The organism is Stenotrophomonas sp. TD3, from assembly GCF_001939825.1.
Lineage (GTDB): Bacteria > Pseudomonadota > Gammaproteobacteria > Xanthomonadales > Xanthomonadaceae > Stenotrophomonas.
Genome location: NZ_MOYM01000002.1, coordinates 259,323 through 270,114, shown reverse-complemented (window position 1 = coordinate 270,114; position 10,792 = coordinate 259,323). Strand labels below are relative to the sequence as shown.

General features: G+C 64.7%; 10 protein-coding genes. 5 read left to right on the top strand and 5 right to left on the bottom strand.

Annotated features, from left to right (window positions below):
* Positions 1-25: 25 nt before the first annotated feature.
* From BKE09_RS18090 to BKE09_RS18080, 3 genes are all read right to left on the bottom strand, one after another.
* Positions 26-268, bottom strand: coding sequence for a hypothetical protein (locus BKE09_RS18090; protein ID WP_233490795.1), 243 nt, complete (start codon positions 266-268; stop codon positions 26-28).
* Positions 269-348: 80 nt separating this feature from the next.
* Positions 349-693 carry a hypothetical protein gene (locus tag BKE09_RS18085; protein WP_075677063.1) on the bottom strand — a complete coding sequence of 115 codons (345 nt, stop codon included), beginning with the start codon at positions 691-693 and terminating at the stop codon, positions 349-351.
* Positions 693-1,151: a hypothetical protein gene (locus BKE09_RS18080; protein ID WP_014037992.1), complete on the bottom strand. Its 459-nt coding sequence runs from the start codon at positions 1,149-1,151 to the stop codon at positions 693-695. The genes BKE09_RS18085 and BKE09_RS18080 overlap by 1 nt, the downstream gene beginning before the upstream one ends.
* 365 nt (positions 1,152-1,516) lie before the next feature.
* On the opposite strand from BKE09_RS18080, the gene BKE09_RS18075 reads away from it, so the two are divergent.
* The 3 genes from BKE09_RS18075 to BKE09_RS23550 are packed head-to-tail and all read left to right on the top strand — an operon-like array spanning position 1,517 to position 2,790.
* On the top strand, positions 1,517-2,188 hold the full coding sequence (locus BKE09_RS18075; protein WP_075677061.1) for a dienelactone hydrolase family protein: 672 nt from the start codon (positions 1,517-1,519) through the stop codon (positions 2,186-2,188).
* A complete protein-coding gene (locus tag BKE09_RS18070; protein ID WP_014037994.1) occupies positions 2,185-2,607 on the top strand; it encodes an HIT family protein in 423 nt (140 codons plus the stop codon). Before BKE09_RS18075 ends, BKE09_RS18070 begins: the two co-directional genes overlap by 4 nt.
* A 15-nt stretch (positions 2,608-2,622) precedes the next feature.
* Positions 2,623-2,790 carry a DUF5668 domain-containing protein gene (locus tag BKE09_RS23550; protein ID WP_005418011.1) on the top strand — a complete coding sequence of 56 codons (168 nt, stop codon included), beginning with the start codon at positions 2,623-2,625 and terminating at the stop codon, positions 2,788-2,790.
* 87 nt (positions 2,791-2,877) lie between these two features.
* Here BKE09_RS23550 and dcd read toward each other — a convergent pair whose 3' ends face one another.
* The gene (gene dcd / locus BKE09_RS18065; protein ID WP_014037995.1) at positions 2,878-3,450 is read right to left on the bottom strand and encodes a dCTP deaminase; all 573 of its coding nucleotides are present in this window, start codon (positions 3,448-3,450) and stop codon (positions 2,878-2,880) included.
* 78 nt (positions 3,451-3,528) lie between these two features.
* The gene (apbC, locus tag BKE09_RS18060) at positions 3,529-4,383 is read right to left on the bottom strand and encodes an iron-sulfur cluster carrier protein ApbC (protein ID WP_042359268.1); all 855 of its coding nucleotides are present in this window, start codon (positions 4,381-4,383) and stop codon (positions 3,529-3,531) included.
* Positions 4,384-4,596: 213 nt separating this feature from the next.
* Here apbC and BKE09_RS18055 point away from each other — a divergent pair, with 213 nt between their 5' ends.
* Both BKE09_RS18055 and BKE09_RS18050 read left to right on the top strand, forming a co-directional pair.
* Complete coding sequence (locus BKE09_RS18055) at positions 4,597-7,386, top strand: TonB-dependent receptor (RefSeq protein WP_075677059.1); 2,790 nt, start codon at positions 4,597-4,599, stop codon at positions 7,384-7,386.
* Positions 7,387-7,772: 386 nt separating this feature from the next.
* Entirely contained in the window at positions 7,773-10,751 is a 2,979-nt protein-coding gene (locus tag BKE09_RS18050) for a TonB-dependent receptor (protein WP_075677057.1), read from the top strand.
* The last annotated feature ends 41 nt before the right edge of the window (positions 10,752-10,792 follow it).

The window sequence follows — 10,792 nt, the reverse complement described above, 5'->3', positions numbered from 1 at the left end:
AAGCACTGCCCTGCCCCGCCCGGAATCACGCCGCAGCGTTGCGTCGCGATGCGCTGCCGAACAGTTCCAGCAGCTGCTGCGAGCGCTCCTTTGCCGCCTTCTCCGGCGAAGTGCGGGGACGCACCAGCAGGAAGTCTTCGGCAGTGGTCGTATTGCCATGCACCTGCGCCAGCACGCTGGTCAGCTGGGCGAGCATCCCCTGCAAGGGCTGGTCCAGCGGCTCCAGGCGTGCGAACGCATACATCTCCGAGAGCTGGCGGGAGGTCACTCCCGCCAGCAGGTGGTCCGGATGCGGGAGGCCAAGCCTCCACGCGATCCGGAACTGAAGCCGGCGCTCAGGCCGGCGGATCAGTTTTTTTCCAGCTCTCCCACGGCCGCATCGCCGAGCGCATTGAGCGTCTGTGCGACACGGAACACGCGATCCAGCGCCGCGGCCGATTTGGTACCCAGCTGGGCCACCTCATGGTCGGAGAACAGGCGCTCGCCCATTTCATCGACCAGGCACAGGCCGACGAATCGCGCACGGAAGTCATCCACCTTGGGCGTGTCACCGCCATAGGTGTCCTGCTCCCAGCGATCACGGTCACGGGCCGACATCATCGCCACGCGCACGCTGCCGCCCCATTCGGGTACGGCGACGTCCTCGTGCCGGCGATCCTGCGCGTCCAGGATCTGCTGCTTGCCCAACAGCATCACGGGGTGCCGCCAGCGGCCACGGTGACCAGCGCGAACTCACGCGGCAGCAGGTCCGCAGTGAAGGTCAGCACCTGGTTGGTACCCGGGGCCACGTTGAAGGCGGCGACCTTGGCGACGAAGGTGGCCGCATCGCCGGTGGGCAGCACCATCAGGAAATGCAGGTCGGCATCCGGATCAGCGTCGCGCAGGATCTCCTGGCCTGCCGAGCTGCCGACCGGCCAGCGGTGGCCGGACACCTGCACGGCCTGGCCGCCGGACAGACCCGCGATGTTCTCCATCTGCTTGGAACGCAGGTTGGTGGCATCAAGGGTGTTGGCCTGGCCGCGGCCGAACGGGAAGGCCGTCAGGCCGTCGATTTCGGTATAGCCGGCCGGGTTGTTCGGCGCGGTCGGGGCGGTGCCGGCCTTCACGTACAGCGCGGAGTCCTGGGCGGAAATGGCTTGATTGATGGACATGGTGTTGAATCTCCTGGAAATGAAAAAGCCGCCTTGCGGCGGCTGGGGTTCGGGGTGATCAGGCTCGGGGCTGCCTGCAGTGGGTCATCGTGGCTGGCCCGTCACAGCCACCAGTTGCGTGTTGCGATCGGCAACACGCGGACAACAAAAAAGCCCCCGGCTCGCGCCGGAGGCTTGTATGTCATCGTGGCTGAAAGCCTAGGCTGCGGGTGTGCACCGGTCAATGCAGAAACAGCCCTCTGCACCGCCTTGGGAACGCACTGCGGCACGCCCGCAGCCGCCCGATCCGGCACAGCCGCTGACGCCGCGCTAACCGGCGCAGCACCGACAATGCAGCTCTGTTCCCAGCAACGAGGAAGATGACGATGGCCGAGTGGATCACCCTGGATACGCATCACGGCCCGGTACGGGCCTGGCAGGCCCTGCCGGAAGGCACCGCGCGCGGCGGCCTGGTGGTGGTGCAGGAAATTTTCGGCGCCAATCCGCACATCCGCAGCGTGGCCGAGCGCTTCGCGGCTGAAGGCTATGCGGTGCTGGCGCCCTCGTTCTTCGACCTGCTCGACGGCGCCGACGCCGATCCGGACGCGCTGCCCTACGACGCCGAGGGCGTGAAGCAGGGCCTGGAGCGGGTCGGTGCGCTGGGCATGGAACGGCCGCTGGAGGTCGTGCGCGCGGCGGCCACCCGGCTGGCCCCCTACGGCAAGGTCGGCACCGTCGGCTACTGCTGGGGCGGCACGGTGGCGATGCTGTCCGCAGTGCGCCTGGGGCTGCCGTCGGTCAGCTACTACGGTGCGCGCAACGTGCAGTTCCTCGACGAAATGCCCAAGGCCCCGGTGATCTTCCACTTCGGTGCCCAGGACCGCAGCATCCCGCCGGAAGCGGTCCAGGCCCACCGTGAGAAGCTGCCGCAGATGGCCACCTATGTCTACCCGGCCGACCACGCCTTCAACCGGGAGGTCGGACATGCGTATGATCCAGACAGCGCCGCCCTGGCGCTGCAACGCACCCTGGACTTCTTCTCGGAGCATCTTGGATGAGCGAATTCGAACTCGATTCACGCCTGGCCACCGATAGCGTGCTGGTGGCGGAAGGACCGTTGTCGCAAGTGCGGCTGATGAACGACGAACGATTCCCCTGGCTGGTGCTGGTACCGCGCCTGGCCGGGGTGACCGAGTGGATCGAGCTGGACGGCGAGCAGCAGGACAAGCTGCGCACCGAGCTCAACCGCGCCTGCAAGGCCCTGAAGGGCTCCGACGGGGTGGAAAAGATCAACATCGGGGCGCTGGGCAACATCGTGCGCCAGCTGCACTTCCATGTCATCGGCCGCCATGACGGTGATCCGGCCTGGCCGGGCCCGGTCTGGGGCAGCGGCCCGGCGCACCGTTACGAGCCGGCGGCGCTGGACCAGCATGTCGCCTACTGGAAGGAACGGCTAGGATATCCGGCCCAGTCCTGAGCCTTCGCCGACCCGATGCGATTCAACCTCGTTGCCGCCGTCCTGCTGATCCTGATCGGCCTGTTCATGCTCGCCAGCAATCTCGGCTGGACGCACCTGAACCTGTCCAAGCTGCTGCTGACCTGGTGGCCGGTGGCCCTGGTGGGTGTCGGCATCGCGATGCTGTTCGGTCGCGGCAAATAAGGCAGTGCCCGGCCATGCCCGGGCACGCGCCAGAAACGAAAACGCCGGGTATGCCCCGGCGTTTTCGATGGGTGGTGATGCAAGCGATCAGGTCCGCGGCAGGGTCACGCCGGTCTGGCCCTGGTACTTGCCGCCACGGTCTCGGTACGACGTCTCGCAGACGTCATCGGCAGCCGCCTGGAAGAACAGCATCTGCGCCACGCCTTCGTTGGCGTAGATGCGCGCCGGCAGCGGCGTGGTGTTGCTGAATTCCAGGGTGACGTGGCCTTCCCATTCCGGCTCCAGCGGCGTCACGTTGACGATGATGCCACAGCGCGCGTAGGTGCTCTTGCCCAGGCACACCACCAGGGTATCGCGCGGGATGCGGAAGTACTCGACGGTACGCGCCAGCGCGAAGCTGTTCGGCGGGATGATGCACTCGTCGGCGGTGATGTCGACGAAGCTGCCCGAGTCGAAGTGCTTGGGGTCGACAATCGTCGAGTTGATGTTGGTGAACACCTTGAACTCGCGCGAGCAGCGCACGTCGTAGCCATAGCTGGACGTGCCATAGCTGACGATCCGCTGGCCGTTGGCCTGCTTCACCTGCCCGGCCTCGAACGGCTCGATCATGCCGTGCTGCTCGGACATGCGGCGGATCCAACGGTCACTCTTGATGCTCATGCTTTGTCCTGGGGGTACGAGGGGGCGCGAGGATTCTAGCAGGGGCCCGGCCTCGGCCGGCGGCCCCTGCACCCGCACTTACAACAGCGACGACAGGATCGGGATCGAGGCCCGTGGGCGCTTGCCGACTTCCTCGATCAGGCGCTGTGCGGCATGGCGGTAGGCCTGGGCCGGCGCCGAATCCGGCTGGGCGACGGTGATCGGGGTGCCTGCATCGCCCTGTTCACGGATGCCGATCTGCAGCGGCAGCGAACCCAGCAGCGGCACGCCGTACTGCGCGGCCATGCGCTCGCCACCGCCCTCGCCGAACAGGTGCTCGATGTGCCCGCAGCTGCTGCAGGTGTGCACGGCCATGTTCTCGACGATGCCCAGCACCGGCACCTCGACCTTCTCGAACATCTTCAACGCCTTCTTCGCATCCAGCGTGGCGATGTCCTGCGGCGTGGTGACGATCACTGCACCGGCCAGCGGAATCTTCTGGGTCAGGGTCAGCTGGATGTCACCGGTGCCCGGCGGCAGGTCGATCAGCAGGAAATCCAGGTCGTCCCACAGGGTATCGTTGAACAGCTGCGTCATCGCCGAGGTGGCCATCGGGCCACGCCAGATCATCGGCGTGTCCTCTTCGATCAGGTAGCCGATGGACATGGTGTCCACGCCGAACGCACGCAGCGGCTCGATGCTCTTGTTGTCCGGGCTTTCCGGGCGGCCGGACAGGCCCAGCATGGCCGGCACGCTGGGGCCATAGATGTCGGCGTCGAGCACGCCCACGCGCGCGCCGAGCTGCTGCAGCGCCACGGCCAGGTTCACCGAGGTGGTGGACTTGCCGACGCCGCCCTTGCCCGAACCGACCGCGATCACGTTGCGGATGCGGGCATGCGGCGTAAGTCCCTTCTGGACCTGGCTGACATGGGGACGGCGGGGAGAACTGTTCACAACGAGCACCGGCGGGGTCAGGGGGATAACCCGACATCATACAAGCTGGACGTAACCTGACTGAAATTCAGGATTGCGACAGATTCGTGCACAGATTGTTAAGTTCATGTTACGTTCGACAAGCACTGTTTTGAGCTGTGGAGCCGGTTGTTCCGGCCCGCGCGATGGCGCATGCGCAGTGCCGTTTTTGTTTTTGCTCTTCAATGGAACTACATGAAACACGTCAGCAATACCGCACGTCGCAACACGCTCGCCGTCGCCCTGATTTCCGCTCTGATGGCCGCCGCCCCGGCAATGGCCCAGGACAAGGCGACCAACCTGGACAAGATCACCGTCACCGGTTCGCTGATCCCGCAGACCCAGGTTGAAACCCAGACCCCGGTGATGTCCATCACCGCCGAAGACATCCAGACCCGCGGCTTCAGCAGCGTTGCTGAAGTGCTGCAGCAGTCGTCGCTGACCACCGGCGGCCTGCAGGGCGGCCAGACCTCGGGTGCGTTCACCCAGGGCGCCGAAGCCGCCGGCATGTTCGGCCTGAACCCGGGTTACACCAAGTACCTGATCAACGGCCGCCCGATGCTCTCGTATCCGGCGCTGTACAACGGCAGCGAGTCGTTCAACAACATCAGCGGCATCCCGATCGACATCGTCGAGCGCATCGAAGTCCTGCCGGGCGGCCAGTCGTCGCTGTACGGTTCGGACGCGATCGCCGGCGTGGTCAACATCATCCTGAAGGAACGCATGGACGGCGGCACGATGTCGATCCGTGGCGGCACCTACACCGAAGGTGGTGGCAGCAACATCCGCTTCAGCGCCGCCAAGGGCTTCAACGCGTTCGACGACCGCTTCCACGCGCTGGTCAACGTGCAGATCGAAAACGGCAGCCCGATCTGGGGCTACCAGCGTGACATCACCAAGCAGAACAACCCGGTCGGCTACACCGCGCAGCTGCCGTCGAACGACTTTGCCGTCATCGGCAACGCCGACAACAAGCTGTACATGATGGACCCGACCCGCTGCGCCAACGTGGCAGGCCTGTACGACGGCACCACCACCGTCGGCAAGCGTGCATCGGGCGAATCGTGCGGCTCGGTGTACAGCGCCGGCTACAAGACCCTGAAGAACGGCAAGAACAGCGGCCAGTTCTACTCGTCGATGACCTTCGACGTGAACGACAACTTCCAGCTGTTCGCCGACGTGCTGTACAGCAAGGAAAAGACCGAGTTCACCTCCGGCTCCAGCGCCCTGTGGTGGGGCACCAAGTCGGTGATGGGCGGCTTCTACGACCAGGGCCTGGGCAAGGTCGTGAACCTGCAGCGCGCGTTCGCGCCGGAAGAAATCGGCCCGGGCCACTACAACAACATCCTGAACTCCGATGAGAGCCGTTCCTACCAGGTCACCCTGGGCGGCAAGGGCATGGTCGGCGACTGGGACTACAGCGCCAGCTTCACCCGCGGCGAATACCGCCTGGACCAGAACCGCTTCGCGCGCTGGAAGGACAAGATCGAAGGCTTCTTCGGCGACACCGTGCTGGGCCCGCGCCTGGGCACCACCGCTGATGGTTTCGGCATCTACAACCCGAACTACGCCGCGTTCTATTCGCCGATCACCCCGGACCAGTTCGCCAGCTTCACCGGCTATGGCACCCACCGCAGCAAGACCTGGCAGAACCTGGGTCGCGTGCAGGTAACCAACGGTTCGCTGTTCTCCCTGCCGGGCGGCGACGCCGGCCTGGCCGTCGTGCTGGAAGGCGGCAGCGAAGGTTGGGACTACTCGCCCGACCAGGCCTTCATCGATGGCAACGCCTGGGGCGCCAGCGCCGTGGCCGGTGCCGGCCACCGCAGCAACTACGCGGTGACCAGCGAACTGCGCATGCCGGTGTTCGAATCGCTGACCATCAGCGCCTCGGGCCGCTATGACGCCTTCAAGATCGCCGACAAGACCGTCGACAAGGCCACCTACAGCATCGGCCTGGAATACCGCCCGGTTGAAAGCCTGCTGCTGCGCGGCAAGTACGGCACCGCGTTCCGCGCGCCGACCCTGTCCGATGCCTTCCAGGGCATGAGCGGCTCGTTCGCCTCCGGCCAGAACGATTACTACCGCTGCAGCCAGATGGGTTACGCCCTGCGTGACGAAGCCTGCTCGTTCTACAAGACCACCTCGGTGTACAGCGAAAAGTCCGGCAACCCGGACCTGAAGCCGATCACCGCCGACGTGTGGAGCGCAGGCGTGGTGTGGGCCCCGGTCAGCAACTTCTCGCTGTCGGTCGACTACTACAACTGGAAGATCAAGAACGAGGTCAAGACGCTGAGCACCGATCAGCTGCTGCTGGCCGAGTACCAGTGCCACAACGGCCTGCCGAACAACACCTCGGCCAGCTGCCAGAACGTGACCGACTGGGTGACCCGCGACGCCGGTGGCAACCTGACCCGCGTGTACACCCCGAAGCTCAACGTGGCCAGCCAGAACCTGGAAGCGGTGACCGTCGGTGCCAAGTACCAGCAGGACCTGGGCCGCTTCGGTTCGCTGATGTTCTCCGGCAACTACACCAACATGCTGAAGCGTGAAGTGGTGGCCCTGCCGGGTGCGCAGAAGCTGGACCTGCTGAGCGATCCGTACAACATGTGGTACTACGACAACTTCGCCAAGGTCCGTGGCGACGTGTCGGTGGGCTGGGCCATCTCCAAGTTCACCACCACCGTGTACGCCAACTACGTCGGCAGCACCCCGAACTACCTGGCCTACACCGGCCGCAGCTATGACTACGTCCACTCCTCCGGCGCCAAGGCCGGCAAGTGGGGCTCGTACACCACGTACAACATGAGCCTGAACTACCAGGCGCAGGACGATCTGACCCTGTCGCTGATGGTCAACAACGTGTTCAACAAGCTGCCGGAAGGCCAGCGCTACAACTACCCGGGCAACGAATCGACCCCGTTCAACGACGGCTTCTACAGCGTCTACGGCCGTCAGATCTCGGCCCAGGTCAAGTACGACTTCTAATCCCGTCGTACTCCGGACTCCGTGTCTGGACCAGGCCCCGCTTCGGCGGGGCCTTTTTTTTGGGGCAACGGCGCCACCTCAAGCCGCATTCACCATCCAGACAGAAAAGACACACAATGAAACAATTTATTACAAATCAATAATTTGCACTTGAAACAAGCTGACTTCCCGCGCTTGAACGGCAAGAAACCCATAAAAACATGACTACTTCGTGAACGTTTGACAGGCTCGGTTAATGCCGTGTTAATCTCGAGTCATCGGCACGTGAAGCCGGTACCAGCGCCGGGTGGCAGCACGCTGCCGACACCGGGCAAGGGGCACACGGAGACGCCGGCAAGGACCTGTCCCGGTGTACGACGCAATCATTCGATTCAAGGGGATTTCAGATGATCAATCGCAAGTCGCTCAGCAAGCATCCGCTGAGCTTCGCCCTCGCCTCCGCCGTGCTGCTCGCTGCAGCCGCCCCGGCGATCGCACAGGACGCCTCGGGTTCAACCCAGACCACCGAAGAGGCATCCAAGTCCAAGGCCACCAATCTCGATACGGTGACCGTCACCGGTTCGCGCATCAGCCGCGACGTGTTCAACTCGGTCTCGCCGGTGCAGGTTGTGACCCGTGAAGAAACCACCCTGGCCGGCTTCAACTCGACCACGGCGGCCCTGCAGAGCACGGCAGTCACCGCTGGCGCGGCGCAGATCAACAACGCCTATGGCGGCTACGTCACCGACGGTGGCCCCGGCGCCAACACCCTGGGCCTGCGCGGCCTCGGCCCGACCCGCACCCTGATCCTGCTCAACGGCCGCCGCGTGTCGCCGGCCGGTACCCGCGGCTCGGTGGGTTCGACCGACCTCAACGTGCTGCCGAACTCGATCGTCGACCGCGTCGAAATCCTGAAGGACGGTGCGTCCTCGATCTATGGCTCCGACGCCGTTGCCGGCGTAATCAACATCATCACCAAGAAGAAGGTCGACGGCGTCACCTTCGAAGCACAGCACAACGCCACCGATGGCGGCGGCGGTGAAGAGCGCCGTTACTCCATCATGTTCGGTGCCACCGGCGAGCGCTCGCACTTCTCCGGCTCCTATGAGTACTACACCCGCAACGAACTGACCCTGGCTGATCGCAGCTGGGCCGGCGGTTGCCCGACCGACATGTACCGCGACATCGACGCAGGCAACTATTGGGGCAGCGGCGACTTCATCGACCCGCTGACCGGCAAGCCGAAGTGCTGGTCGCTCGATGCCGGCGGCACCACGCTGAACACCATCGGCACCAACACCCGTACCGGTGTTGCGGCCCCGGGCGGCTCCGGCACCCGCTTCAACCGCTGGCGCCCGAACGCAGCCATCACCACCGGCCTGGTGGGCTACGAAGGCGTGGACCTGAACACCCGCGACACCTTCGACCCGGCGATGCGCAACGAGTCGCTGATCTCGCCGACCAAGACCCACACCCTGTACCTGCAGGGCGGCTTCGACCTCAACGCGCTGGGCGATGCCGAGCTGTACTACGAGTTCCTGGGCAACAAGCGCAAGTCGACCCAGACCGGCTATCGCCAGTTGACCCTGGACTATGCTGTGGGCAGCCCGCTGATCCCGGCCAACCTGCGTGACAGCGTTGCCGGCGCACCCACCGACCAGACCAGCGGCAAGAACCTGGGCGTGCGTGCGTTCATCGGTTTCGGCAACGACACCAACAAGCAGAACGTCGATTTCCTGCGCTTCAACGCCGGCCTGCGTGGTCACCTGAGCTCGGAGTGGAACTATGACTTCAACGTCATGCACTCGCGCAGCGACGCCGACTACACCTTCGAGAGCTTCCTGACCAGCCGCCTGCGCCAGAGCCTGGATGTGGTCTCCAACGGTGCCGGTGGCTATGTCTGCCGCGACAGTTCCAACGGCTGCATCGCCGCACCGGCGCTGAACACCAACACCATCGGTGGCAAGCTGCCGCAGGACTGGAAGGACTGGGTGTTCGTGCCGGTCACCGGCAACACGCTGTACAAGGAAACCACGGTCAACTTCAACGTCAACGGCCCGCTGTTCGACATGCCGTACGGCTCGGCCGGTGGTGCGTTCGGCGTCGAGTACCGCAAGGCCCGCATCGACGACACGCCCTCGCCGTACTCGATCAATGCCGACCTGTACAACCTGACCAACGCCACTCCGACCCGCGGTTCGGACTCGGTGTTCGAAGCCTACGGCGAACTGGAACTGCCGCTGCTGTCCGGCGTCACCGCTGCCGAGGAACTGACGGTCAACCTGTCCGGCCGTTATACCGACTACAAGTCCTACGGCTCGGATGAGACCTACAAGATCGGCGCGCTCTGGACCCCGGTGAAGTGGCTGTCGTTCCGTGCTTCGTACGGCACCTCCTACCGCGCACCGGCCCTGTTCGAACAGTTCCTGGGCGGCACCACCGGCTTCCTGAGCAGCAGCGCCGACCCCTGCAACGAGTACGGTGATCGCAACCCGAGCTCGCCGCGCTACCAGAACTGCGCATCGCTGGGCCTGGCACCGGACTACCTGGCCACCCAGGGCGTGACCGTGGTCACCCAGGGCGGTGCCGAGGCCGGCCTGGAAGCCGAAACCTCCAAGGCCAAGACCCTGGGCGTGGTGATCCAGCCGGAATTCGGCAGCGGCTTCGGTGACCTGTCCTTCGCGGCTGACTACTTCGACATCGAAGTGAAGAACGGCGTCGACAGCGCTGGCGGCGCGAACATCCTGTCGCGCTGCTACGACAGCGGCAGTGCCGACTTCGCCGCCGGCTCGGGCCTGTGCCGTCTGGTGGCCCGCAACCCGGTCAACAACCAGCTGGTGGTGACCAACGGCTTCATCAACCTGTCCACCGACAAGGTTCGGGGCATGGACTTCACCACCCGCTATGTCCGTGAAATCGGCCCGGGCACCCTGCGCACCACGTTGCAGTTCACCCATTACCTGGAACAGGCCAGCAAGGTCTTCGCCGACGATCCGCTGGTGGATTACAACGGCATGCTGTCGCGTCCGGAAAACACCGCCTCGCTGGACCTGAGCTACAAGTGGAAGAACTGGCAGGTGCGTTACGGCCTGGACTGGATCGACAAGATGGACAGCTACGCGTACTACGAGGAGCGCAACCCGGGTGACTTCGACCCGGCCACCTCGGCGTACAAGCTGTACACCCCGAACTACTTCCTGCAGGCCTTCTCGGTCAAGTATGAAGCGGACAAGTGGTCGGTTACCGGTGGCGTGCGCAACTTCGCCAACCGCAAGCCGCCGACCATCTCGCAGGGTGTCTACAGCACCGTCGGCAACGCGCTGCTGTACAGCGGCTTCGACTACTTCGGTCGCAGCTACTTCCTGAACATCACGCGTTCGTTCTGATCCAACCCCCTGCAACCGCCGCCCTTCTGGGCGGCGGTTCC